Origin of the sequence: Sedimentitalea sp., assembly GCF_039973035.1 — a bacterium.
GTDB lineage: Bacteria > Pseudomonadota > Alphaproteobacteria > Rhodobacterales > Rhodobacteraceae > Sedimentitalea.
In genome coordinates this window covers 61942-87388 of sequence record NZ_JBDWLR010000001.1, presented here as the reverse complement: position 1 = coordinate 87388, position 25447 = coordinate 61942, and the positions used below count along the sequence as shown (strand labels likewise).

Sequence of the window (25447 nt, the reverse complement as noted above, 5' to 3'; positions counted from 1 at the left end):
TCGCTTAACGGAATACCGATATTGATAACGGAACTTTGCCTCTGCTTATTCTGGTCCGACTCAACCAAGGGGCCAGCCTATGCAACCACCCGCATCAACACCCTCAGGCGAGGAGCTGCACGCTCTCGTAAGCGCCCATGCCGAGCGTGAGGGGCCACTTCTGCCCATCCTGCATGATCTGCAAGACAGGTTTGGGCATATTCCCGAGGCCTCACACAAGCCGATCTGCGATATCCTGAACATTTCCCGCGCCGAACTGCATGGCGTCATCTCCTTCTACCACGATTTCCGCGAAGCGCCTGCGGGGCGCCATGTGCTGAAGGTTTGTCGCGCCGAGTCCTGCCAATCGGTAGGTGGTGGTACCGTAGCCGAGGCGTTGCTGGCCAAGCTGGGCCTCGAGTGGCATGGAACCACCACTAATGGCGCGGTGACTGTCGAGCCGGTTTATTGTCTTGGCCTGTGCGCCTGTGCCCCGGCCGTGATGATCGATGACCGTGTGATCGGTCGAGTGGACGAAGCAAAGCTCGACAAGGTATTGGCGGAGGCAGGCGCATGAGAATTTTCCTGCCCATGGACAGCGCCGCCAAGGCTTTGGGTGCCGAGGATGTCGCCGCCGCCCTGCGCGCTGCCGCGCCCGAGGCCGAGATCATCCGCACGGGATCGCGAGGGATGATCTGGCTCGAACCGCTGGTCGAGATCGAGGTAAACGGCGTACGACACGGTTTTGGCCCTTCAGACCCCGGCGACGTAGCGGCCATTCTGGATGGCACCAGCGCCAAGGCGCTTGGCCCGGTCGAGGAGTTGGACTGGCTGAAACGCCAGACCCGGCTAACCTTTGCCCGCGTCGGCGTGATCGACCCGCTGTCATTGCGTGATTACAAGGCACATGGGGGGCTGAGCGGACTGCAACGCGCGCTTGACATGAGCGGTCAGCAGATCGTTGACGAGGTCAAGACATCCGGCCTGCGCGGTCGCGGTGGAGCGGGTTTTCCGACTGGCATCAAATGGCAGACCGTCCACGACGCGGACGGCCCGCAAAAATATATCGTTTGCAATGCTGACGAAGGCGACAGCGGCACCTTTGCCGATCGCATGTTGATGGAGGGGGATCCCTTTACCCTGATCGAAGGTATGGCGATTGCCGGGATCGGTGTGGGCGCAACGCAGGGGTATATCTATCTGCGTTCGGAGTATCCCGACGCCATCGCGGTGATGACCCGTGCCGTGGAAATCGCGCGTGCCGCAGGTGTGTTGGGCAAGGATGTGCTCGGTTCGGGAAAGGCGTTCGACATGGAAATCCGCAAGGGCGCCGGAGCATATGTGTGCGGCGAGGAAACCTCGTTGTTGAATTCGCTCGAAGGCAAGCGCGGTGTGGTCCGTGCCAAACCACCTCTGCCAGCGCTGGAGGGGTTTCTTGGCCGCCCGACAGTAGTGAACAATGTGATCAGCCTCGCCACTGTGCCGGTGATCTTTGAAAAAGGCGCGCAACATTATGCTGACTTCGGCCTTGGCCGCTCGCGCGGTACGGTGACGTTGCAGATCGCAGGGAACGTGGCGCGCGGTGGGCTGTTCGAGACGGCCTTTGGCATCACCCTTGGCGAGGTGGTCAACGATCTTGGCGGCGGGACACGTTCGGGCAACCCGGTTAAGGCGGTGCAGGTCGGTGGGCCGCTGGGTGCCTACATGCCGGTCACGAAATTCGACACGCCCTTGGGGTACGAAGAATTCGACACGGCAGGCGGGTTGATCGGCCATGCGGGTCTGACAGTGTTTGACGACACGACCGACATGCTGGGCATGGCCCGCTTTGCCATGGAGTTTTGCGCGGTTGAGAGCTGTGGCAAATGCACGCCCTGCCGGATCGGCGCGGTGCGGGGCGTGGAAACCATTGACCGCATTGCCGAAGGTGACCCCGCGGCGCTGCCCCTGCTCGCCGACCTGTGCGAAACCATGCAAGACGGCTCGCTCTGCGCATTGGGAGGGTTTACGCCTTTCCCTGTCATGTCCGCTGTGACCCAGTTCCCCGACGATTTCGCCCGGCACAAGGAGGCCGCAGAATGAAGGATTTCATCATTCCCTCGAAGGGCCCGCAAGACGATCGTGATATGGGGACGCCCGCAAAATCCGGCGCACCGGTCACCCTTACCATAGACGGGTTCGAGGTCACGGTACCCGAAGGCACGTCTGTCCTGCGCGCAGCCGCAGAATTGGGCATCCAGATTCCCAAACTCTGTGCGTCCGACAACCTCGAAGCATTTGGATCCTGCCGCCTTTGTGCGGTCGAGATCGAAGGCCGCCGTGGCACTCCCGCCTCCTGCACCACTCCTGTGATGGCGGGCATGGTTGTGGACACCAATTCGACCAAGGTCCGCAAGATCCGCAAAGGCGTGATGGAACTGTACATCAGCGATCACCCGCTCGATTGCCTGACCTGCTCGGCCAATGGGGATTGCGAATTGCAGGACATGGCCGGGGCCGTGGGCCTGCGCGACGTGCGCTACAAGGCACCGGAAAACGGCGGGCTCACCAATCATTTCACCGCCCGCAACACCTCGGGCGAAGCCAACCCGGAATGGTTGCCCAAGGACGACAGCAACCCTTATTTCACCTATGATCCGTCCAAATGCATCGTCTGCAACCGATGCGTTCGCGCTTGCGAAGAGGTTCAGGGCACCTTTGCCCTGACCATTGCGGGGCGCGGGTTTGACAGCCGTGTATCGGCAGGCAGCGCAGGGGACGATTTCCTGTCTTCCGATTGCGTATCCTGCGGTGCTTGCGTGCAGGCCTGCCCGACCGCAACATTGCAAGAGAAGTCCATCATCGAGATGGGCACACCGGACCGGTCTGTCATCACCACCTGCGCCTATTGCGGTGTAGGCTGCTCCTTTAAGGCAGAGATGCAAGGCGACGAACTGGTGCGCATGGTGCCCTACAAGCACGGTAAGGCGAACCGGGGCCACAGCTGCGTCAAGGGGCGCTTTGCCTATGGTTATGCCAACCACAAGGATCGCATCTTGAACCCGATGATCCGTGACACGATCGACGAGCCGTGGCGCGAAGTCAGCTGGGAGGAGGCGCTGACGTTTGCCGCCAACCGGCTGCGCGGGCTACAGGACACCTATGGCAAGAAGTCCATCGGCGTCATCACATCCAGCCGCTGCACCAACGAGGAAACCTTTCTCGTGCAAAAACTGACCCGCGCGGTTTTTGGCAACAACAACACCGACACCTGCGCCCGCGTCTGCCATTCGCCGACGGGCTATGGGTTGGGCCAGGCCTTTGGCACCAGCGCCGGAACGCAGGATTTCGACAGTGTCGAACACACCGACGTGGTTATCGTCATCGGCGCCAATCCAACCGACGGCCACCCGGTCTTTGCCAGCCGCTTGAAAAAAAGCCTGCGTGCGGGGGCAAAGCTGATCGTGATCGACCCGCGCCGGATCGATCTGGTCAGGTCGCCGCATGTGAAGGCGGCGCATCATCTGGCCTTGTCGCCGGGGACCAACGTCGCCGTGATCACGGCGCTGGCCCATGTGATCGTGACCGAGGGGTTGATGGATGAGGCGTTTATCCGCGAACGCTGTGACTGGGACGAGTTCCAAGTCTATGCCGAGTTCGTCAGCGACCCACGCCACAGCCCCGAAGCAAACCAGCTTTTGACCGGTGTTCCCGCAGATGAGCTGCGCGCGGCGGCCCGCACCTTTGCGCGGGGGGGCAATGGCGCGATCTATTACGGTCTGGGTGTGACCGAGCACAGCCAGGGGTCGACCACCGTCATGGGCATCGCCAACCTGGCCATGCTAACCGGCAATATCGGGCGTCCGGGCGTGGGCGTGAACCCGCTGCGCGGGCAGAACAATGTGCAGGGATCTTGCGACATGGGGTCCTTCCCACATGAGCTGCCCGGATATCGGCACGTGAAACTGCCCGAGGTGCGCGCGATCTTTGAAGACACTTGGGGCGTCGAGATTGACCCGGAACCCGGCCTGCGCATTCCCAACATGCTGGATGCTGCCGTCGAGGGCAGCTTCAAGGGGCTGTATTGCCAAGGCGAAGACATCCTGCAATCCGACCCCGACACCAAACACGTGGCGGCGGGCCTTGCGGCGATGGAGTGCGTCATCGTTCACGACCTTTTCCTGAACGAAACGGCGAACTATGCCCATGTCTTCCTGCCCGGATCGACCTTCCTTGAAAAGGACGGCACGTTTACCAACGCAGAGCGTCGCATCAACCGTGTGCGCCGAGTCATGGCCCCCAAAAACGGCTATGCCGACTGGGAAGTGACGCAGTTGCTGGCAAACGCAATGGGCGCGGGTTGGTCGTATAGCCATCCGGCGCAGATCATGGCGGAAATCGCCGCCACAACGCCCAGCTTTGCCAATGTGACCTATGATCTTCTGGAAGAGAAAGGATCGGTGCAATGGCCCTGCAACGAAGCGCACCCGGATGGTGCGCCGCTCATGCATGTTGACGGGTTCGTCCGGGGCAAGGGGCGGTTCATTGTCACCGAATATGTGGCGACGGACGAAAAGACGGGCCCGCGTTTTCCTCTCCTGCTGACGACCGGGCGCATTCTGTCGCAATACAACGTCGGTGCCCAAACCCGACGCACCGAGAACGTGGTGTGGCATGAGCAAGATGAGTTGGAACTCCATCCACATGATGCAGAGAACCGGGGCTTGGTCGATGGGGATTGGGTACGCCTGGTGTCTCGATCGGGCGAGACGACGCTCAGGGCAAAGGTCACCGACCGCGTCAGCCCGGGTGTGGTCTATACCACTTTTCACCACCCGGACACGCAGGCGAACGTGATCACCACGGACTATTCCGACTGGGCCACGAACTGTCCGGAATACAAGGTGACGGCGGTTCAGGTGTCGTCCTCCAACGGGCCAACGGACTGGCAGGAAGACTATGCCGCGCAGGCCGAACGGTCGCGGCGTATCCTGCCGGCGGCGGAGTAGATCCATGCACACGCATGTGAGCATTCCGGGTCGCGCCCATCGCGCCGAGGGCGCACGCACCATCCACCGTGCCCTGACCGAAGAGGTGCCTGTCGCCCTTGTTTTCAATGGAACAACGCAGGCGGTGATGATGGCGACTCCCGCCGATCTGGCCGATTTTGCCTACGGTTTTGCGGTGACCGAGGGTATCGTCACCGATCTCGGGCAGGTCGAGGACTTTGAGATCGCCGAACATGCGCAGGGTATTGAGGCGCGGTTCTGGCTGCGCAAGGATCGGGCCAACGCCTTGTCCGAGCGACGGCGCAGCATGGCCGGGCCCGTTGGCTGCGGTCTCTGTGGTCTCGACAGCATAGAACAGGTGCACCGCGCGGTGCCGCGCGTCTCGTACGACCTGCGCTTGTCGACTACCGAGCTGTCGCAGGCGACCGACGCGCTGCGCGACTTTCAAAGCCTGCATGATCTGACCCGCGCAACCCACGCGGCCGGCTTCCTTTTGCCCGGCGATGGTGTGACCCTTGCGCGCGAGGACGTTGGCCGTCACAACGCGCTCGACAAGCTGATCGGTGCCTTGATCCGACGTGACATCGCCCCGGCAACCGGCGCAGCGGTCATGACATCGCGCCTGTCGCTGGAACTCGTACAAAAATGCGCCTTCGCAGGTATCCCCACCCTGATCGCCGTGTCTGCCCCGACCGGCGCCGCCGTGCGCCTGGCCGAAAATGCCGGGATCACCCTTGCTGCCTTTGCCCGCAGCAATGGCTTTGATCTGTATTCCCACCCCCACCGCATAACCGATGAGGCTGCACATGTCGCCTGACAAGCTGATCCGCATGGCGAACCAGATCGCCACCTTCTTCAAGACCCAGCCGGGTGACGACGCACCCGCTAAGGTTGCGGCGCATATCACCGACTTCTGGGAACCTCGAATGCGCGCCCAATTGTGCGCCCATGCCGAGGTCGGCGGTGCCAAGCTTGATGATGTCGTCCTGAAGGCGATCCGAGGGTACTTCGCACATTCTGACGTCGCCCGCCGCGATCCGGCACGAGGTGAATTGACAAATCCCTGAACGGGATATTCAAGTTGGGCATTTCCAAGTCAACGGACTTGGGTCGTCAGCGGGAATTTGGCTTGATTTCACGCGACCATTCGATCCGATTGTTCAATCCCTTGAGTGCGCGGTGGTCCGCGCCCAGAGCCGGAGCTTTGATCGACTTGATTTAACTGCGTAACTTGTCCACTGCCCGTCAGAGCATTGCAAATGCAATGTCACGAAGAAGGGTGATCACTACGCAAGGCTCACCTAAGTCAGCGACCAGCCGTCGCAAATACCTCTTCGCCCCCTTTGCATTGCAGCGGCGTTGGACCAGAATATACCGGCGCCTCGCCAACTGCATCCACTGCCCGCCAGAGCCATAATTTTTCGCCTCGGAGCGCGATGACGACTTCATCCAAGTGCCATTTTCATTTGGCGTACTCCGGTTCCGGCGACGACAGGCAGGGAAATGGCACCCCAATCGGGTGACCCACAAGCGGATGGCCTCACGACTGATAATCACGCCCCGTTCAGCAAACAGACCCTCTACATCTGCGGCGCTCAGTGCAAATCCGTAGTAGCTCCGGGTGGCATACGCAATCACTTCGCTCGGTTAACGGAAGCCTTGGGGCCGTGGGAGGGAGGTTGGTAGTTCATGCCCGCCGACTACCCGCGACGCCGCCCACGATCAACTTGGCAATTCCAGTTGTCCTTCCAATAAACGAGCAGAATTATTGACTGTGGCGGGCTTTCGATAGCAAAGGCGATATACTAGACATCCTCGTCCAGTCTCGGCGCAACAAACAGGCTGCAACGCGGTTTTTTCGCAAGCTCTTCAAGAGCGTTTCGCCACTACGAACTATTGTCACGGACAAACCGCGAGACTACGAGGCCGCGCGCAAAAAGCCTCGCTCGGAGAATAGAGCACCGCAACCACACGGGCCTCAACAATAGAACCGGAGGGTCACATCGTCCCACCCGGCAGCGAGCAAAAATTATGAGAAGTTTAAATCGCCGAGACAAGTCCAGCGGTCTCTTTCCGCTCATGATCAGGTCCGAACCATCTTCCGTCCGCGCCGCCGTACACTTTCAGCCGCGGCCTATCGCAGGGCCGGAGCCAATGCCCACTGGATTTGGGGCGGGATCACGCGTGAGTTGAACGCGGCCTGAGGTCTAGTGCCCCGACTTTCGCTGAAAGGAACGCCGATAGCCTGACGATGTCCTATAAACTAATGCACCCAAATCCGTGTTAGGCGCCTGCTATGCTACGCGTGCGAGGCATGATTGGTCATCCACGACAAATTCAGCATGCAGGGCGCGGATCGCTGGCTCTCGTGCATTGCGGTCAAGGACAAACTGCACGTCGACATTTCGTGGTCCCTGGCTCGCGCCGATAGCGGTATGGCCAGCGGCGGCGATTGCCAACAGCCCACGCGACAAAACGGACAACCCGCTCAGATCACGTCCGATCACGGCGACCATCGACAGCGTTCGTGTGGTGATTTCCGCAGACGGGTAAATTTGCGCGATATCGTTTTCAACGCGTCGCATCGTCTTGAGCGAGGCATCGAGATAGTGGGTGATCGTGTTGGCATTCGAAACCTTTGACACGATCCGCACGCCGTGCCGTTTCAGCACGTCAAGGATCGCGGCATCATACCCTTTCACACCCACCATGTCCTGCTCGAAAACCTCAAGTGTCACGATATCCAGACCGGTCACGATCTCGACGGCGGGTTCTTTGGCGGGGCGGTCGTTGATCAGAGTGCCCGGGTCGCTGGGTTCGAACGCATTTGTTACGCGCAGAGGTACATCTGCCTGACGCAGGGTTTTTGCCGCCTTGGGGTGGATCGCCTCCATCCCCATGTTCGACAGCTGATCAGCAACATCGTAGTTGGTCTGACCCAGTTTGCGTACCGCGCCCGAACCAACCAGTTTGGGGTCGCTTGATGACAGATGAAATTCCTTGTGGATGATCGCTTCGCTGGCACCTGTCAGCGCCGCCAGTCGCGAAAAGGTCACCTCGGAATAGCCGCGGTCGAATTCATTCATCAACCCTTCGGCGCATTGGGCATAGCCAGTAACAATTGGCATTTCCGTCGCGGGATCAATCCCGTCAAAGGCGCCGGTGATCCGACCGTCCAGCGACACGTCGCCTTCGTCGTGCCACCCCGACAGGTCAACGAAACGGGCGTTTACGCCGGCCCGTTGCAGCATCAGTGTAGTGGTAAAGGCAGAATGCGCCTCGCCCAGTCCCGACAACAGCTCGCGGGTCTGGCTCATGTGTTCCGCCAGCCGAAAGTGGCCATAGGAGCACAGCCTTTGCAGGTCGATCAGACAGTTTCGAGCACCATGAATGCGTTCGTTGACAAAGCTGTCGGCCTGCTGAATGTCGCCGGGATGCGCGAGGACCCCGGCGTGCGCCTCTTTCATTGCCTCCGCCACCCGATCGAGCATGTCGTGCCAGCCGTGTGTGGTATCATCATTGGCAAAATAGGCATAGACGCCCGGTTCACCGGATTTCTTGTGCTCCAGCAACAGGTTGGTGATGCCGCCAAAGGCGGACACCACGAAAACGCGACCATACAGATCATCCGGCCCACGTTCTCCGATGAACAGCGTATCGCGCAATTCATCGACGCGAGACATGGATGTCCCGCCGATCTTCTCGACAGTATGGGTCATGTCAGGCTTCTTCTGGAACAGCGTAGGAGCCATCTTCGCGGTGTACTTCGTTGCCAGTCACAGGCGGATTAAAGCAACAGGCCATGACCAGTTCCTCATCCGCACGCAACGTATGGCGGTCGTGCTTGTCGAGCGCATACATTACCCCCGGCACGATCTTATGGACCTCGCCCGTGGCCAGATCGGTGATCGAACCCTTGCCCTTCATACAATAGACACTTTCAAAGTGGTTCTTGTATTCGAACGTATGCTCGGACCCTTCTTCAAGAAAGGTGATGTGAAACGAAAAGCCCATGCCATCATCGGCGAGAAGCATGCGCACCGAGGTCCATTGAGCATCGGATACGATCCGGCCTGGCTCGGATTCGGAAAGCTTGTTGAAATCTCGTACAATCATCTCTTTTACTCCGCTGCAATTCGCGTTTCGTTCGCCAGCACGTCGCCAGCAGCTTTCAGGAGGATGTCAAAACCTTCCCGCAGGGTCTCTTCGGGTGTTGTCAATGGCGCCAGCACCTTGACCACCTGATCTTCGCTTCCTGAGGTTTCGATCACCAGACCGTTTTCATAGGCCCGGGCACATATCCTTGACGCCAGATCACCAGAACCTACATCGACGCCCTGCATCAGGCCGCGCCCTTTGACCTTTGCCCCCGGCACCATGACCGCGAGATCCGCCAGTTTGTCGAGGATCAGGTTCGACTTTTTGCCGAGTTCGTTCTGAAACGCGTCGTCAGCCCAGAATTTTTCGATCGCGACACGGGCGGTGACAAAGGCGTGGGTGTTGCCCCGGAATGTGCCGTTGTGTTCGGCCGGGCCAAAGATGTCGTGCTCAGGCCGTACCAGCAACATCGCCATTGGCAGGCCGAAACCGGACAGAGATTTGGCCATTGTCACGATATCGGGCGTCACACCCATGTTCTCGAACGAAAAGAACGTCCCGCAGCGACCGCAGCCCGCCTGGATATCGTCGATAATCAAGAGTGCGCCGTGGGCCTTGGCCAGCCTGGCGATCCGCCGCACCCATTCGGGGCGCGCCGCGTTCAAACCGCCTTCGCCTTGAACGGTCTCCAAAATGATCGCTGCCGGAGCGTCGATGCCACCCGATTTGTCGTTCAGCATGACCTCCAGGAAATCGGCTGTATCGGTCTGGCCCTCGAAATAGCCATCATAGGGCATGCGCGTCACACCGGTCAGCGCCATTCCGGCCCCGCCACGGTGATAGCCGTTGCCGGTCGCGGCCAGAGCACCGGCAGTCACGCCGTGAAAGCCGTTGGTGAAGGCAATGATATTGGTGCGTCCTGTGACCTTGCGGGCGATTTTCATTGCGGCTTCGACGGCATTTGCACCGGTTGGACCGGTGAACATAACGCGGTGATCCATTTCACGCGGAACGAGGATATGTTCCTCAAAGGCTGTGAGGAATGCCGCCTTGGCGTCGGTGTGCAAATCAAGGCCATGCGCAATCCCGTCACTGGCAATATGGTCGATCAGCGCCGCTTTCATATCGGGGTCATTGTGGCCGTAGTTCAGCGATGAACAGCCAGCCAGAAAATCGATCCAGCGGCGGCCATCCGCATCGATCAACTCCGATCCGCGAGCGGTTGAGAACATCGCCGGCATTCCACGGCAATAGGACCGTGCTTCGCTCTCGCGGCGGTCAAATACAGTTGTTTCGGTCATGTCCTTGGGCATGAGACGTCCTTTCAGTAATTTGTATGAAGAAGCAGGTCAGGCCGCGCGGGCGAGGATTTCCGGCTCGGGCAAGGCGATGGTGACCATATGCTCGGTCGCGTGCTGGCCTTCAAAATGGGTGTCGCGCTCAAAATGTGGTTCATCCACAAGTTCACCACCGATTGAGCGGGAGAACGCCTTGAACAGCGCCCATGAGGCTTCGTTGGATTTGGTAATCGTCGTTTTCATGTGCGTGGCATCGGCGCAGGCCGAACGCTCGGTCAGCGAACGCAGCATCTCGCGACCAAGGCCGAGGCCTCTCGCCTGCGGGCTGACCGCCACCTGCCACACAAAGAGGTCGTCACTGTCAGGGATCATATAGCCGGAGATCCAGCCCACGATGTCGCCGCCCAGTTCCGCCACCACGCAGGTGTCCCGGAAGTGATCGGTCTGTACCAGATTGCAGTACATCGAGTTTTCGTCGAGAGGTTTGCAGGACTTCACAAGCTCCCAGATTGCCGCCCCATCCGTCGCATCAGGTTTGCGCAGACGGGGCTTGCGGGTTCGGGGCTTGTCGCTTTCTTTCGGCATCGGCTCTGACCTCGTTATTACTTTGATCGTCTAAGTAGTGGATCGATCTGATTACTTCAACAGTCAAAGTAAAATTGTCATATTTCTTTTGAAAAAAATGAAACCTGGCCACTATGGCACTTCATAGTACTTAGATTAGCTAAGGTATCGTAATGTCGAAAGGTGGAACCAAATGGCTTGAGTCAAGCTGCAAGATTGTACCACTCTCGCCTTCGTGCGATCATGACGCATGACGACACAACCTCGTGATAGAATCGATCAGAGCCTGATCGCCCTTCGGCGTATCTTGCGGGTTACCGAGCTATCCACCCGTGACTTGGCGCACTCTGTAGGGCTTACGCCAGCGCAACTTCGTGTGCTGCAGATTGTTGAGGAAAAAGGTGGCAGCACCCCAAAGGCTCTGGCCGACCAGATGGGTGTTAGTCAGGCGACGATTACAACGCTTGTCGACAAATTGGTGGCAAAGCAACTTGTCGAACGCGTCCCCTCAGAACTTGACCGGCGGCAGACCAACGTGATGGTCACGACTACGGGACTCAGTAGGCTCAAGGATGCCCCGGACACGCTTCAACAAATATTTGTCCGCAAATTTTCCGAACTGAAAGACTGGGAACAGGCACTACTGGTCTCGTCGCTAGAGCGTACTGCACATATGTTGGACGCCAAGGAAATCGATGCTGCGCCGGTGCTGACTGCCGGAGAGCTCCACGCTCCCCAGAAGGCGCGCTAGGCAAAACATTCGGGAGAGGGCAAAGCTTGGGGGTATGGTTGCGCTAGCGTCGGCTCTTTGAAAGGAGAACTGCCATCCATGTCCGAATGACTGCCGAGACCAGCTTTGAAAACGGAAAGAAAAGCTCCCATTGGCACTTTAAAGACAGAGAACGGTCAGCGCTGAGTTGGGATGGGGCCACATGATCAAAGCGAACGCCTCGCCTCCTCTATCACAGCCGTCGTTTTCCGGTTTGACGTAATCGCCCTACCCGTCTGGCTGTGCTTCAGGTTTCCCCTCTTTTTGCGGATGGTCGAGGATCTGTTGGTCGAACGCAGCATCACAGTTCCCCACCTAAAAATTCGGGATTGGGTTGGAAACTCCGGCGTCACTTTGCCGTCGACATTCGCCGCCGATCGACGGGTCAGTTTGATGGCATTTGGACAGATCGTGATCACGATGCACGGCTTAAAGAGCACTGGCGAAGGCACGCGGACAATCAGGTCGGATTTGTTCTAGAAGTTCTGGTTCAAAGCCGCCAGAACACAACGGCAGCCATGCCGCCTGATGCGCAAGCTCTTAGAGCGACAAGGATCAGTTCCACGCGCATTATCACCGATTGACTGCAGCCACACGGAGCGACAATCGCGAGATCATGCCCAGCGTCGAGCATCGATCTCACAAAGGTCTGAACAATCGATCTGAGAATTCTCGCCAAACAACACGGTGACGAGAACGGGGATGACAAAATTCAAATCGCCGAGACAAGCCCAGCAATTTGACGATGCCAGATGGCAGCATCCTTAAAGCAGATATCGGAGATATAAGCTATTCTGACATTCCGCAATCTGCAACGCACGCTGGAGGAAGGTAGCGGGAAATTGGACCATGCCATGCAGATTGAGCTATTTCTTCGGGATGTCGTAGGCATGGCACCTGTGGACCAAGCTTATCACAGATATTTCCAAGAACCGTTCCGCAACCGGGCGCGCCTTGTTGTTGCCGGGTCGGTGCCACTGGGTATGCGCATTGAATTGTGACCGTAACGGTCGACCTTAGCGAACCAGTATAGTTTTTTGAGGTGGCTCTGAACATGGCCCTGTTGCATCACTCTTGTCGGCTTTGTAATGTGTTCACATTCGAGGAACGTGTTCAAAAATGAAGGGCCGATCATGGCTCCTGATGCTTCGGTCGACAACGGGAAAGCTGAATACACCGTGCCTCCTGTGGTGCGCGCCATTGCAGTGTTGAGGTATATTGCGGCGGGCAACCGATGTCGCAATACCAGTAAAGCTGCAAAGGCGTTAGGGATTAACAGGACGACGTTTATACGGCTTCTGGCCACACTCGAAGCCGAGGCCATGATTGAACTTGTGGATGAAGATGCGGGCTATCGACTGGGCACAGGGCTGATCGCTCTGGCATCGGAAGCGTTGAATGACCGATCAATCATGCGGGTCGCAAGACCCTTTCTGTGTCGGCTGGTGGATGAACTTCAACTCTCGGCGCATCTTGGCATTCTTGATGGTCGCGAAATCGTCTATTTGCTGCGCGAAACCCCGAATTCGCATTTGGCCAGCAATGTAAGAGAAGGCACCCGACTGCCTGCCCATGCCACGACGATCGGTAGGATTTTGCTGGCACAACAACCCAACGTGATCTTGCGGCAATTGTATGACGGCAAGACATTGGACTCGTTCACGGAAAAGACCCGGACCACATTGAATGCGCTTGAGGCCCAGCTTGAACGCGATCGTGAAGATGGTATCGCTTGGAGCGAAGCCAATTTTGAGCCAGGCATCGGTTCTGCAGCAGTTGCTGTATATGATCACCTCGGGTCCCCCGTAGGCGCGATCAATGTCACAGGTCACGCCAGTGAATTCAGCCCGGAGAGTGGCAAGTTGGACCGAATAGAGACCGTTCTGAAAGCCACTGCGCGGGATCTGTCCGAGGCACTTGGTTATCGTGGATGGGCGTCCGATCAGATGTAGGTCTGTTCCAAAAAAGGAAACCCTCCCGGTGTGGGAGGGTTCAAGTTGGGAAACCGAATTGATCTGCCCGCCGCAGAAACCGCAGCGGGCTCCGAGGTTCACGCCGCTTGGTAGACCACACCGTCATCCGTGGCTGTGCCGATCACGTGCCAGACTGTGGCCGGTGCTGCGGAGTTATTGCGGAACCAATGCGCCCGACCAGCAGGTGTCTTGACCAGATCACGCGGGCCAAGTTCGATTTCGGTTGTCTCGCCATTCTCTTCCCAGCCTACGATCAGCGAGCCTTCCAGCACCATGAATGCGTCTTCTACCGGACGGGTAAAGGGTTTCACCGCGACGCCCGAGGGCACGCCCCACATTTCCTTGCGGCAAGTGTCGTGATTGATACCGCCTTCACCAACATAGACTTTGCGGGTGAACCCTGAATCTTCCCAGATCGTCGGCAGGTCCGTGTGGCGCACGACATATTCTGCCATCAGTTTTTGCAACGGGTGATCACCATTCGGATCGAACTTCAGCGTCTTGCCGGGTTCCGCGCCAAAACTACGGGCCAGTTCCGGAGCATGTTCTTTAGGGTGATAATGATAAACTGGCGGCAGCGGTTTGCCCACGTCGACCGAGATCGACATCATCACCGGCTCGACCCCATCGACCCGAAAACCATGGCCAATTTCCCTCGCATTCAGGATCATGTCTTTGGGGCCGAGATTGACCTCGACCACTTCGCCATCTTTTTCCCAGCCGACGACCAGCGCTCCATCGATAATGAGAAAACTTTCTTCGATTTCGTGGCTGTGGCACGCGGCGTATTTGCCGGGCTCCTTGTAGATCAGCGAAACGGTGAAGTTGTCAGGTTTCAGGGTCGAGGTGTCGCCTGACTTGGGCGATCCGCCTGAACCGATATACCGCATCTGGGCGCGCGCCAGATCGGCAAAACCGCGGTTGGATGGGAAGGCATCCCAGTCAAAAGCCTTGTCAGTAAAACGGCCGACATGACCTTTGAGTTGCTGTGCCAGTGTCTCGGTCTGGGCCGATTGAGCTTGTACGTTCATTTAGGTCTCCAAAGTCCATAAGTGATGCGGTGAGACTAGCAAGCTGTGGGTTTTCCCAGTATTGCTCGTTTTACCAGTAAAACGTGGAGGCATTATCATGGGAGAATCGGATGACAGATATCTGGTCCCGGGCCTGATACGGGGACTGGATGTGCTGCAGGCTTTCACGCCCGAACGGCCGAGTCTGTCGCTGTCGGACATCGCGCGTCATCTGGGAGTCAGTCGCTCTGCCGCATTCCGGTCGGTCTATACGTTGGCCAGTCTGGGTTTCCTCCTGCAGGACCGGCGTGAAGAACGCTATGCCTTGGGTCCAGCGGTCTTGCGACTGGGCCACGGTTATCTTGCCACGCGCGAATTGGTCGAGATCGCATTGCCGGTATTGGAACAGTTACGCGACGAGAGTGGCTGGTCTGCACATCTGGCAGTGCGCGAAGGAAGCAGTGTACTTTACATGCTGCGCCTCCCAGCACTGAACGGGTTGAACAGTATCGTGCACGTGGGCAGCCGACTGCCCGCTGCGGCGACAACCATGGGACGTGTCTTGCTGGCCGATCTGAGCGAAGCGGCTCTGATCAAGCTCTATAGAGATGAGGATTTCAGCCGCGCGCCGGGGCGCAGCCCGCGCAGTCAGGCTGCCCTGCTGAAGCAATGGGATGCGGATCGTGGGCGCGAGATGATCGTACAGGTGGGCGAATTCGAAACCGGTATGGCGTCGGCTGCCACACCCGTTCGGGACATGACGGGTGCGGTCGTTGCCGCGATCAATCTGACCCGATTGGTAACAGGTCAACCCTCACCGCAGGTACCAGACGACATTCAAGCCCAGGTGATGCAGGCGGCTGCGCGCTTGTCGTGTTTGCTGGGCTGGCGGAGCGGTTAAGTCCAGTTCCGCCAGCGGATGGTTCACACGACCTCGTATTTCAGCGCACCCCATGCATCATAACCATAGACCCAATCCGCATTACCGCCCTTTTTGAGCCAATCATTGGCGAGCGACCCTTCCTGCACACGCGTGGTGCGCGGAATCCGGCTTTCGGCGAACCGTTCGAGGGCGGCAGGCAACCCTTCAGCCTCCACACCTTCAAGGGCGCAGCCCAAAACCACCGCATCTTCCGAGGCCATGCAGGCACCTTGCGCCATGAACGGCACCATCGGATGTGCCGCATCACCGAGCAGAACCACACGACCTTCAGACCAACGTGGCATCGGCGCACGCACATGCAGAGCCGAACGAGTGACCTCGGTGCAGGCATCAAGCAGAGCACGCGCTTCGGGGTGGAAATCTTTGTAGATATCGCGCAGCTCATCAATGTCGCCAGAAAGGGTCCAGCCCTCTTCAGTCCAGTCTTTTTGACCCGTAGTCGCAAAGACAAAGACCTCTTCGCCGCGATTGAGCGGAAACGTGACGATCTGCAGATCCGATGTCGGCCCCCACCACTTGGTAAAGCTGTCGAGATTGGGCAGGTCCGGCGCCTCGCCGCGCACGAAAACCCCACGATAAGAGACAAGGCCGGTGAATTGCGGATCATCGGCACCATAAAGCGCGTGGCGGATTGCTGAGTGGATGCCGTCGGCTCCGATGACGAGATCGTAGTCCCCGGTGCTTCCATCCGCAAAGGTCAGCGTAACACCATCCTCCGTCTGGCTAACGCCAGCAACGCGGGCGCCAAAGTGTAGCGTGTCAGGCAAGAGCGCACTTTCCAGTGCCGCCAGAAGGTCTGCCCTATGGATCGTCAGTTGCGGCGCGCCGTACTTCACTTCGGCGGCGGCACTCATCGGTAAGCGCGAGGTTTCTTCGCCGCTGTCCCAAGTGCGCGAGATGCGAAATTCTGGCCGGGCTGCAGTCGCGCGCAACCTGTCGCCAATGCCCAGCCCGTCCAGTGCATGCACCGCGTTGGGGGTTAGGTTGACGTCAGCACCGATTCGCCCAAACGCACGCGCCTGCTCAAATATTGTGACGTTGTGGCCCTGATTCTGTAGAGCAATGGCTGCCGCCATTCCGCCAACCCCGCCCCCGGCAATAGCAATTTCCAACGGCATTCCAATATCTCCCACTATGTTCATTATCGAACACTAAGTTCAAAAAGCATACTGTCTAGGCGTTTACGCGCTGTCAAGCGCGCAGCGGTTTGTCCGGTTCGGTACAATAAAGAGGCGTTCGGTCGGCAGGCTAATCAGACCTAGGCGATACGTCTTGACAGGTGCGGTCACAATCGGCAATCTAATATGTGAACACTACGTTCATTATAGAACACTCGCTCAATCGAGCTCCGAAACACATCATGGGCGACCTCGCCCGGCCCCTTGCCCGGCCACATGAAGGAGACCTGACATGGCACTTGAGTTTCGCAACGTCACAAAACAGTTCGTGACACCGGACCGCACTCTGACCGCCATTCGCGATGTCAGCTTTCGGGTCGATGAGGGTGAATTCGTTTCCGTCGTCGGGCCTTCGGGCTGTGGCAAGTCTACCCTGCTCAGCATGACCGCCGGCCTCTATCAACCAACCGAGGGAGAAGTGCTGGTCAGCAACCGCACGGTGACCGGCCCCAATGCCGAGGTTGGGTTCATGTTGCAGAAAGACTTGCTGCTGCCGTGGCGATCGATCCTGTCGAACATCGAATTCGGTCTTGAGGCGCGCGGCGTTGCGCGGGCTGACCGTCGCAAGCGGGCAATCCAAGAACTGAAACACTGCCAGCTTGACGGTTTCGGAGATCAATACCCCTACCAGCTGTCGGGCGGTATGCGGCAACGCGCGGCGCTGGCGCGCACACTCGCCATCGATCCCGAGATCATTCTGTTGGACGAACCCTTCTCGGCACTGGACGCACAGACGAAGTTAATCATTCAGGACAGCTTTGGCGCCACCATCAAGGAAACCGGAAAGACCACGCTGCTGATCACCCACGATCTGGCAGAGGCCGTGTTGATGTCGGACCGGGTGCTGGTTTTGTCAGAACGGCCCGGAACAATCGTTGCAGAGATCAAGGTGGATCTGCCGCACCGAGAATCGCCGCTCAAGCGACGGGTTATGCCCGAAGTGGCCGAATATTCCGCGCAAATTTTCAAGCATCTGAAACTGGAAAAACAAGCCGCCTGAAACGGCACAACCAACGGGAAAACTACATGAAACACGTCTTTACAACAGCCATCGCCGCAACCGTCATCGCCGTCTCCGGCGGAATTGCACAGGCCGCCGAGGAAATCACCTACCTGTTCCCCGCACCAGATTTCCTGCCTGCTTTTGCGCCCTTTCAGCTCGCAAAATCCAAGGGTTATTTCGACGATGCCGATCTCGACGTGACCTTCCGTGTCGGCAAAGGCGGTGCGGATGTTGCAACGCAAGTGGCAGTTGGCAACGCTGATCTGGGCGGCGGCATCGGTGACACGCCGATTGTTGTACGTGCCAACGGGCTTGACATCCGGGGCGTGGCCCTGCTCGGCGGACGCGGTTTGACCCAGCTCGCGTGGCGCACAGATAGCGGCATCACAGGCCCGGCCGATCTGGAGGGCAAGTCGATCGGCGTTCTCTCGTTCCAGGATACAACTTATTACAACCTGTTGGGTGTGCTTGCATCGGCCGGGCTGGATAAATCTGACGTGGATATTCAGGCCGTCGGGCCGGGCGGTATCATTCAGCTGTCGATTGCCGGCAATCTGGATGCGCTGTCAGGTGTTCCAGAGTGGATCGCCGCCATCGAAGGAGCCGGTGTCGAGATGGGTCAAATGCCCGTCGACACAGTATTCCCAGCCATGGCGCAGGCGATCTTTGCCTCCGACGAAACCATCGCGGAACGCCCCGAAATGATCGAAGGCTTTGTCGGTGCAGTCTTGCAGGCCGTAAAGGATATCCAGGCCGACCCCAAGGCCGCTGCCGCCGAATATGTCGCCATCATGCCGCAACATACCGGCAAAGAGGCGATGATCGAAGCGATCATGCGGTCCTATTCCGACTTGGTCTATCCCGCAGCTCCAGATCAACCCTTGGGCAGCTTTGACCCGGTCCGGATCAAGGAAGTTCAGTCCTTCTATGTCGACAATGGCATCGTGCGCGAAGCCGTACCGGTCGAGGACCTCTACACCAATGACTTTATCAAATGACAGATAGCACCACTCACGCCACAGGAGGTGCCAACGCGGCACCTCCAAGCCCCGCGACCGCCAAGCCGAGGATCTCTCCGATGCGCTCTATCAGTCCCGCAACGCTCGCCAGCTTTGGCATTCTGGCCGCGTTCCTGCTAGCTTGGGAGTACCTCCCGACCGCCCTGGATGTGCCGAAATTCATCATTCCGACGTTGTCCGATTGCCTGATCGAAGCCAAGCGGATGTGGATGCAAGAGGGTTTGTTAGGTCATACGCTGTCGACTGCGCTCTATACGGTACTTGGCTTTGTCATCGGCAGCGCAATGGGCGCCGCAATCGGCTATCTGTTGGGCATGTCGGTGTTCTGGGAAAAGGTCCTGTCGCCCTACATCCTCGCACTGCAGATTGCACCAAAGGTGGCCTTTGCTCCACTGTTCATCATGTGGTTCGGATACAACTCGATCCCGAAACTTCTGGTAACGGTTCTGATCGTATTCTTCCCGGTGCTGGTTAACGTTCTTCAGGCCATGCGCACTGTTGATCGCGACCTCGTGAACCTCGCCCAGGCCTACAGCCTGTCGCGGTGGGGTATTTTCATGAAGGTTGAAATGCCTTCGACGCTGCCCAACCTGATGGCGGGCCTGCGGATCGCGTCGACCCTTGCGGTGATCGGTGTGACAGTCGGCGAACTGGTCGGCGGAAACACCGGATTGGGCTTTCTCATTTCCTACGGTGGCGGCCAAGCCAATGCCGCAATGGTGTTCATTTCCATCGTCCTGCTCACCGTGATCGGCTTCCTGCTCTATTCCATCCTCGTGCGGGTCGAAGATCGCGTGCTCCACTATCTTCCGAAGGCGGAACACTGATGCTTACCGATCGTACCATCGTTGTCACCGGCGCCGCCCGCGGGCTTGGGGCCGAGATTGCCACCACCCTGGCCGCTCATGGCGCCCGGTTGATCCTTGGCGATATCCTTCAAGAAGAGGGTCACGCAACAGCTAAGCGGCTAGGAGCGGATTTCCTGCCGGTTGACTTGGCCGAGCCGCAGTCGATCGCCGATTTTGGATCTGCCGTACGCGACCTGACGGATGGCACCGTGCATGGGTTGGTCAACAACGGCGCGATTGCCACCGGCATCGGCGGCATCCCGTTCGAGCAGATCGAAATCGACAGCTGGGATCTGGTGCAGCGTGTCAATGTACGTGGGACCTGGCTGATGATACGGGCGATGGCCCCGATGTTGCGCGCGTCCGGGTCTGGCCGGATCGTCAATCTGGCCTCGGATACTGCAATCTGGGGGGCACCAAACCTGATGTCCTATGTGGCGTCCAAGGGTGCTGTGATCTCGATGACACGGTCTCTGGCACGCGAGTTAGGGCCTGATCAGGTTGGCGTAACCGCTGTCGCGCCTGGCATCCTGACCACGGAATCGACCGAATATGTCCCGGCCCAACGGCATGCGCTGTACGAAAACGGCAGCGCTGTCCCCGGCCCGCAAGCGCCCGGAAATGTGACTGAAACCGTGGCCTTTCTCAGCAGCCCCGGAGCGCTCACGCTCACCGGGCAAGTGCTCCCCGTCAACAACGGCTTTGTGTTCGCGTGATGACTGACCTGAAAACATATCTTTCGGACGGCATCGAATATGCCGAACGTGCAGGAACCGGCCCAGTTCTGGTTCTCTTGCACGGAATAGGCTCGAATGCCGCGTCCTTTGCGCCTCTGATGCCGTATCTGCGTACCGATTGGCGCGTGGTGATCTGGAACGCGCCCGGTTATGGCCAATCCACACCCCTGACCAGCAACTGGCCGGTTGCGTCCGAATACGCCGAAGCGCTGTTGGGGCTGTTTGATCGGTTGAAATTGAATGACGTGCTTCTGGCCGGGCATTCGCTGGGTACGCTGGTTGCGGCCGCTTTTGCCACCACCTACCGCGAACGGGTCGCACGGTTGCTACTCGCCTCGCCCGCCCTCGGACATGGCATGTCCCGGGGCGGCGCGCTGAGCCCGGCCGCACAATCCCGGATCGATGATCTGCAGGCCATGGGGCCAGACGCGTTTGCCGCCAGCCGCGCCAGCAGACTGGTCTATGCACCCGACGCCAACCTCGATCTCGTGGCGCGCGTACAGCGCGGCATGGCGCAGGTGAAAATGCCCGGATACGGGCAGGCGGCGCGGATGCTGGCTTCGGGACGGTTATTGGATGATGCGCAACGGCTGGGTCTGCCGACCGACGTCATCGTTGGTGCCAACGATCGCGTTACCCCGCCCGACGGGGCAGCCCGCGCACATGCTGCACTGCGGCCACAATGGCGCGGAAGTTACACCCTGCTGCCTGCCGCCGGGCACGCGCTTTATCAACAGGACCCTGCCGGTTTTGCAGCCGCACTTACGGTTCTGACGAAAGACGCTCGCGAAGGCGGGCAAATGGAGGTCACGAAATGACAGACAAAGTTCGCGTAGGCAGTCTTCGGGGTATCGTGATGCGCGGCCCCGGTCTGACCGCCACCTTGCCGTTCTACGAAGATATGTGGGGCCTTTCGGTGGCTCATAAGGCAGATGGCGAAGCCTATCTGCGTGGTACCGGAGCAGAGGCGTTTCTTTATGGTCTGAAGGATGGCCCGGTATTCGGCATCGAATACGTGCATTTCGCCATGCCCGACCGCGCCAGCATGGACGCATTGCACGCTCAGGTCGTCGCCAAACAGGCCGACGTTGTCCGCCCGCTGGGTGAGTTTGACGACTTCGCCGGTGGTTATGGGTTTGAAATCCTCGACCCCGACAATCGCCGGCTGCGGTTCCGCTGCGACGCATTGGGGCAGGATGAGGCTCCGGAATGGGCCAAGCCCCGCAAGGTCAGCCATGTTGTTTTGAACACCGCCGATCTGGAAGGACGGCAGAGATGGTTCGAGGATGTTCTGGGCTTTCGCGTATCGGATTATTCCGCCGATCAGATGGTGTTCTTACGCTGCAACTCGGATCACCATTCAATCGCCCTGGTGCGCGGGGACTATGCCAGCGTCAACCACGTGGCCTTCGAGATGCCCACGTTGAACGAATTCATGCGCGGCATTGGCCGGATGAAGCAAGAAGGACATGTGCCCACCTGGGGGCCGGGTCGTCACGGGCCGGGCGATAATCCCTTTGCGTATTTCGTCTCGCCGTCGGGTTTCGTGATCGAGTTCACCTCGGAACTGCAACAGATCGACGAAGCCACGCACGAAGCACAGGTCTGGTCGCGCGACATCCCGGAAAACATGGACCGCTGGATGACCGCTGGTCCGCCGACACCGGCGCAGCGTGCAGTGATGCAAGGGCGGCCTGATCCGGGGTTCCCAGAACTGCGCGGCGATGGGGAGTCGAGCTGATGGATTACAAGTACAACGACAGCGTGGCCGTGGTCACAGGTGGCTCGTCCGGCATCGGACTGGCGACTGTTCGGGTCCTTCTGAGAGAAGGCGCAAAGGTCGCCCTCTGCGCCCGGACCGAAGGACGGCTGATGGACGTCGCCTCGGTGTTAAAGCGCGATTTCGGTGAAGATCGTGTTCTGGCACGCGCTCTTTCGGTGCTGGAACCCGAGGCGGTCCATAGCTTTGCCGCCGAGGTAAAAGCCACGTTCGGGCGCTGCGATCTGCTGGTCAACAACGCCGGTCAGGGTCGTGTCTCGACCTTTGCTAATACCACGGACGAGGACTGGAAGGCGGAATACGAGCTGAAACTGTTCAGCCAGATCCACCCGCTCCGGGCCTTTCTGCCGATGCTGAAAGAGGCGCAGGGCGCTGTTGTGGCCGTAAATTCGCTCCTCGCACTTCAGCCCGAACCACATATGGTATGCACCGCTTCGGCTCGGGCCGGAGTCCAGAACCTGTTGAAATCACTGTCAAGGGAAGTCGCCCCGGATGTTCGGGTGAATTCGATCCTGATTGGGCTTGTGGAATCGGGCCAATGGACCCGCCGATTTGCCAACCGCGAGGACCAGAACCAGAGCCGCGCAGAATGGTATGGCAATCTCGCGAATTCAAAGGGCATTCCGTTGGGACGCCTCGGCGCGCCAGAAGAAGCCGCCGCAGCAATCGCCTTTCTAGGCTCGCGAGCGGCCAGCTACATCACCGGGGCACAGCTGGAAGTTTCCGGCGGCCTGTCACGATCAATCTAAGGAAAGAAGAGATGAAAATGGAAACGATTGCAGAGACAGGCACAGTTGGGGACTTTGTTGCCCGCTATCTGGCCGATATCGGCGTGACCACCATCTTTGGCGTCATCTCGATTCACAACATGCCGATCCTCGATGCCATTGCACGGCAGGACAAGATCAGGTTCGTGCCGGCACGCGGCGAAGCCGGAGCGATGAATATGGCCGATGCCTATGCCCGTGTAACAGGGCAACTGGGTGTCTGCATGACCTCGACCGGTACGGCAGCGGGCAATGCCGCCGGGGCACAGGCCGAGGCATTGACCGCCGGTTCGCCGGTACTGCATCTGACGACACAGGTGGACCGAGAGTTCGCCGACCGCGACCGCGCCGCAATCCATGATGTACCGCGCCAGCCCGAGATGCTGCGCGGGGTGTCCAAGGCGTTTTATCGCATGTGGGACGCCAATGGCGCCATTGGCACACTGACAGCCGCCGTCTCGGCAGCAATGTCAGCACCTACAGGACCGGTCAGTCTGGAAATTCCGGTCGACGTCCAGCGTTCACCTGCGCATCCTGCAATTCGAGTCCACGCACCCTTGCCGCAGTCACCTCGCGCCACGGACAGCGTGATCGAAGAAATTGCGGAACTGGTCAAACAGGCCAAACGCCCGATGCTCTGGCTGGGCGGCGGCGCACGTGGCGCGAGCGAACAGGCGACCGAATTGATGCGCCGGGGTTTTGGAGTGGTCACCTCGACCAATGGCCGTGCCGTGGTGTCAGAAGAAGAAAACGGTTCCTTGGGCGCGTTCAACATGACGCCCGAAGCTGCCGAACTTTATGCCACCTGTGATTTGATGATCGTCGTGGGATCGCGGCTGCGTGGCAATGAAACCCGCAACAACAAGCTGCCCCTGCCACGTCCGTTGGTACAGATCGACGCCGAAGCCAGTCAGGGTGGACGCAACTACGGGGTAGAAATCTTTTCGCATGGTGATGCCGCCGACACGCTGGGGCGCCTGTTGGATCTGTTACCTGAAAAGCTGGACACCGATCCCGATCTGCCCTTTGATATTGCCCGCACCAAGGCCCAATCCGAAGGAAGCCTGCGCGACCTGCTCGGTCCCTATAGCGTAGTGGCTGATGCACTGGCAGAAAGAGTCAGCAAAGGGGGCCATGCCTGGGTTCGTGACGTGACAATATCCAATTCGACCTTTGGCAACCGCTATGTCCGCATCGGCAATCCGCGCCACGGCGTTCACGCGCTTGGCGGTGGCATCGGCCAAGGCGTTTCCATGGGAATTGGCGCGGCATTGGCGTCGTCTGGTCCAAAGGCGATCACGCTCTTGGGCGATGGCGGCACAATGCTGGGTCTGTCCGAGATGATCACCGCCGTCGATGAGAACGCTCCGCTGGTCTATGTACTGATGAACGATCAGGCTTACGGCGTCATTCAGAACATTCAGGATGCGCAGTATGACAGCCGTCGCCATTATTCAAAGGTGGCAGTACCCGAGTTCGAAACCTTCTGCCGGTCCATCGCAATGCCACACCATAAAGTTACCGACGTCGAAGCATTTGGCGAAGTTCTGGACAAGGCATTGAACGCCGATGGTCCGCAGGTGATCGAAGTCGATATGTGTACGATTGGCCCCTTTGCGCAGGCCTTTTCCGGCCCCCCTGCGGGCGCAGCCGGGAACAAGGACTGAACCATGCGTCTGGCTTTGATCGGATTTGGCAATATCGCCACTACCCTACTTACGCAGCTCGACGCTCCGCTGGACGCGGTGAGCGTTCTGGTGCGACCAGACGCTGCCGACGCCACACGAGCGCGTTTGGACGGTGAATTTGTCAAACTCTCGGCTGAACGCACCGTCTGTACGGATCTGGCGGGTCTGCTGTTAACCAAACCCGATTTGGTGGTGGAATGCGCAGGCCATACGGCGGTGAAAGCCTTTGTTCCTGACCTCCTGGAGGCCGGACTCGACGTGGTTCTAGTATCAATCGGCGCACTTGCGGATGAGGCATTGCATGGCGCGTTAACGGGCGCCGCGCGCGATGGAAATGCCCGATTGATCCTGCCGGCAGGTGCCGTGGGCGGTATTGATCTGCTCGCTTCACTGGGGGCAGCTGGAGATTTACAGGTGATTTATCGTGGGACCAAACCTCCGATGGCATGGACCGGAACACCAGCAGAAGAGACCCTAGATCTGGAAGCGCTGTCCGAGCCCGCCGGATTTTTCAACGGCACCGCGCGACAGGCGGCTACCGACTTCCCGAAGAATGCCAATGTTGCGGCGACCTTGGCCTTGGCCGGAGCGGGATTTGAGGCCACGCAGGTGGAGCTGATCGCTGACCCACAGGCCCCCGGCAACATCCATGAATACCAGGTCAGTTCGCCCCTGGCGCGCTATTCCATGCGGATCGAAAACTTGCCCTCGGCGGGCAACGCGAAGACTTCCGTCTCGACCGTCTATTCCGTGTTGCGCGAAATCCGCAACCGGATCGGGCCGGTGGCAATTTGAGGACGACAAC

24 protein-coding genes and 1 pseudogene are annotated in these 25447 nt (G+C 58.9%); 18 read left to right on the top strand and 7 right to left on the bottom strand.

Features of this window, described 5'->3' with window-relative positions:
* The first annotated feature begins 79 nt into the window (after positions 1–79).
* The 5 genes from ABJO75_RS00420 to ABJO75_RS00400 are packed head-to-tail and all read left to right on the top strand — an operon-like array spanning position 80 to position 6034.
* Complete coding sequence (locus tag ABJO75_RS00420) at positions 80–556, top strand: formate dehydrogenase subunit gamma (protein WP_348124817.1); 477 nt, start codon at positions 80–82, stop codon at positions 554–556.
* Positions 553–2061 (top strand): NADH-ubiquinone oxidoreductase-F iron-sulfur binding region domain-containing protein, encoded by a 1509-nt coding sequence (locus ABJO75_RS00415; RefSeq protein WP_348124815.1) that lies wholly within the window; start codon positions 553–555, stop codon positions 2059–2061. Before ABJO75_RS00420 ends, ABJO75_RS00415 begins: the two co-directional genes overlap by 4 nt.
* Positions 2058–4967: a formate dehydrogenase subunit alpha gene (gene fdhF / locus ABJO75_RS00410; protein ID WP_348124813.1), complete on the top strand. Its 2910-nt coding sequence runs from the start codon at positions 2058–2060 to the stop codon at positions 4965–4967. The genes ABJO75_RS00415 and fdhF overlap by 4 nt, the downstream gene beginning before the upstream one ends.
* Before the next feature lie 4 nt (positions 4968–4971).
* A complete protein-coding gene (gene fdhD / locus ABJO75_RS00405) occupies positions 4972–5784 on the top strand; it encodes a formate dehydrogenase accessory sulfurtransferase FdhD (RefSeq protein WP_348124811.1) in 813 nt (270 codons plus the stop codon).
* Positions 5774–6034 (top strand): formate dehydrogenase subunit delta, encoded by a 261-nt coding sequence (locus ABJO75_RS00400; RefSeq protein WP_348124809.1) that lies wholly within the window; start codon positions 5774–5776, stop codon positions 6032–6034. The genes fdhD and ABJO75_RS00400 overlap by 11 nt, the downstream gene beginning before the upstream one ends.
* Before the next feature lie 73 nt (positions 6035–6107).
* On the opposite strand, the pseudogene ABJO75_RS00395 reads toward ABJO75_RS00400, so the two are convergent.
* Positions 6108–6605 (bottom strand): annotated as a pseudogene (locus tag ABJO75_RS00395) (DDE-type integrase/transposase/recombinase); the annotation flags it as partial.
* Between the two features lie 134 nt (positions 6606–6739).
* Here ABJO75_RS00395 and ABJO75_RS00390 point away from each other — a divergent pair.
* Positions 6740–6955: a DDE-type integrase/transposase/recombinase gene (locus ABJO75_RS00390; protein WP_348124858.1), complete on the top strand. Its 216-nt coding sequence runs from the start codon at positions 6740–6742 to the stop codon at positions 6953–6955.
* Positions 6956–7261: 306 nt separating this feature from the next.
* On the opposite strand, the gene ABJO75_RS00385 is transcribed toward ABJO75_RS00390, so the two are convergent.
* From ABJO75_RS00385 to ectA, 4 genes are read right to left on the bottom strand one after another with little or no spacing between them, the layout of a single operon-like run.
* A complete protein-coding gene (locus ABJO75_RS00385) occupies positions 7262–8686 on the bottom strand; it encodes an aspartate kinase (RefSeq protein WP_348124807.1) in 1425 nt (474 codons plus the stop codon).
* A 1-nt stretch (position 8687) separates the two neighbouring features.
* Complete coding sequence (locus ABJO75_RS00380) at positions 8688–9083, bottom strand: ectoine synthase (protein ID WP_348124805.1); 396 nt, start codon at positions 9081–9083, stop codon at positions 8688–8690.
* A gap of 5 nt (positions 9084–9088) precedes the next feature.
* Positions 9089–10378: a diaminobutyrate--2-oxoglutarate transaminase gene (ectB, locus tag ABJO75_RS00375; protein WP_348124803.1), complete on the bottom strand. Its 1290-nt coding sequence runs from the start codon at positions 10376–10378 to the stop codon at positions 9089–9091.
* 36 nt (positions 10379–10414) lie between these two features.
* A complete protein-coding gene (gene ectA, locus ABJO75_RS00370) occupies positions 10415–10948 on the bottom strand; it encodes a diaminobutyrate acetyltransferase (protein ID WP_348124801.1) in 534 nt (177 codons plus the stop codon).
* Between the two features lie 229 nt (positions 10949–11177).
* Here ectA and ABJO75_RS00365 point away from each other — a divergent pair, with 229 nt between their 5' ends.
* Positions 11178–11678 carry a MarR family transcriptional regulator gene (locus ABJO75_RS00365; RefSeq protein ID WP_348124799.1) on the top strand — a complete coding sequence of 167 codons (501 nt, stop codon included), beginning with the start codon at positions 11178–11180 and terminating at the stop codon, positions 11676–11678.
* Positions 11679–12829: 1151 nt separating this feature from the next.
* Positions 12830–13648 carry an IclR family transcriptional regulator gene (locus ABJO75_RS00360; RefSeq protein WP_348124797.1) on the top strand — a complete coding sequence of 273 codons (819 nt, stop codon included), beginning with the start codon at positions 12830–12832 and terminating at the stop codon, positions 13646–13648.
* A gap of 98 nt (positions 13649–13746) precedes the next feature.
* On the opposite strand, the gene ABJO75_RS00355 is transcribed toward ABJO75_RS00360, so the two are convergent.
* A complete protein-coding gene (locus ABJO75_RS00355) occupies positions 13747–14700 on the bottom strand; it encodes a cupin domain-containing protein (RefSeq protein ID WP_348124795.1) in 954 nt (317 codons plus the stop codon).
* Between the two features lie 97 nt (positions 14701–14797).
* Here ABJO75_RS00355 and ABJO75_RS00350 point away from each other — a divergent pair, with 97 nt between their 5' ends.
* A complete protein-coding gene (locus ABJO75_RS00350; protein ID WP_348124793.1) occupies positions 14798–15580 on the top strand; it encodes an IclR family transcriptional regulator in 783 nt (260 codons plus the stop codon).
* 23 nt (positions 15581–15603) lie between these two features.
* Here the strand turns inward: ABJO75_RS00350 and ABJO75_RS00345 are convergent, their stop codons facing one another.
* A complete protein-coding gene (locus ABJO75_RS00345) occupies positions 15604–16740 on the bottom strand; it encodes an FAD-dependent monooxygenase (RefSeq protein ID WP_348124791.1) in 1137 nt (378 codons plus the stop codon).
* A gap of 292 nt (positions 16741–17032) precedes the next feature.
* Here ABJO75_RS00345 and ABJO75_RS00340 point away from each other — a divergent pair, with 292 nt between their 5' ends.
* The 9 genes from ABJO75_RS00340 (at position 17033) to ABJO75_RS00300 (ending at position 25437) form a co-directional block, all read left to right on the top strand.
* Positions 17033–17800 (top strand): ABC transporter ATP-binding protein, encoded by a 768-nt coding sequence (locus ABJO75_RS00340; protein ID WP_348124789.1) that lies wholly within the window; start codon positions 17033–17035, stop codon positions 17798–17800.
* A gap of 26 nt (positions 17801–17826) precedes the next feature.
* Positions 17827–18801, top strand: coding sequence for an ABC transporter substrate-binding protein (locus ABJO75_RS00335; protein ID WP_348124787.1), 975 nt, complete (start codon positions 17827–17829; stop codon positions 18799–18801).
* Positions 18802–18881: 80 nt separating this feature from the next.
* Complete coding sequence (locus tag ABJO75_RS00330; protein ID WP_348124785.1) at positions 18882–19649, top strand: ABC transporter permease; 768 nt, start codon at positions 18882–18884, stop codon at positions 19647–19649.
* Positions 19649–20386: an SDR family oxidoreductase gene (locus ABJO75_RS00325; RefSeq protein ID WP_348124783.1), complete on the top strand. Its 738-nt coding sequence runs from the start codon at positions 19649–19651 to the stop codon at positions 20384–20386. Before ABJO75_RS00330 ends, ABJO75_RS00325 begins: the two co-directional genes overlap by 1 nt.
* Positions 20386–21225 (top strand): alpha/beta hydrolase, encoded by an 840-nt coding sequence (locus tag ABJO75_RS00320; RefSeq protein WP_348124781.1) that lies wholly within the window; start codon positions 20386–20388, stop codon positions 21223–21225. Before ABJO75_RS00325 ends, ABJO75_RS00320 begins: the two co-directional genes overlap by 1 nt.
* Positions 21222–22148 carry a VOC family protein gene (locus tag ABJO75_RS00315; RefSeq protein WP_348124779.1) on the top strand — a complete coding sequence of 309 codons (927 nt, stop codon included), beginning with the start codon at positions 21222–21224 and terminating at the stop codon, positions 22146–22148. Before ABJO75_RS00320 ends, ABJO75_RS00315 begins: the two co-directional genes overlap by 4 nt.
* The gene (locus ABJO75_RS00310) at positions 22148–22936 is read left to right on the top strand and encodes an SDR family oxidoreductase (RefSeq protein WP_348124777.1); all 789 of its coding nucleotides are present in this window, start codon (positions 22148–22150) and stop codon (positions 22934–22936) included. Before ABJO75_RS00315 ends, ABJO75_RS00310 begins: the two co-directional genes overlap by 1 nt.
* Before the next feature lie 11 nt (positions 22937–22947).
* On the top strand, positions 22948–24621 hold the full coding sequence (locus ABJO75_RS00305; protein ID WP_348124775.1) for a thiamine pyrophosphate-binding protein: 1674 nt from the start codon (positions 22948–22950) through the stop codon (positions 24619–24621).
* Positions 24622–24624: 3 nt separating this feature from the next.
* Positions 24625–25437, top strand: coding sequence for an aspartate dehydrogenase (locus tag ABJO75_RS00300; protein WP_348124773.1), 813 nt, complete (start codon positions 24625–24627; stop codon positions 25435–25437).
* Positions 25438–25447: the final 10 nt, after the last annotated feature.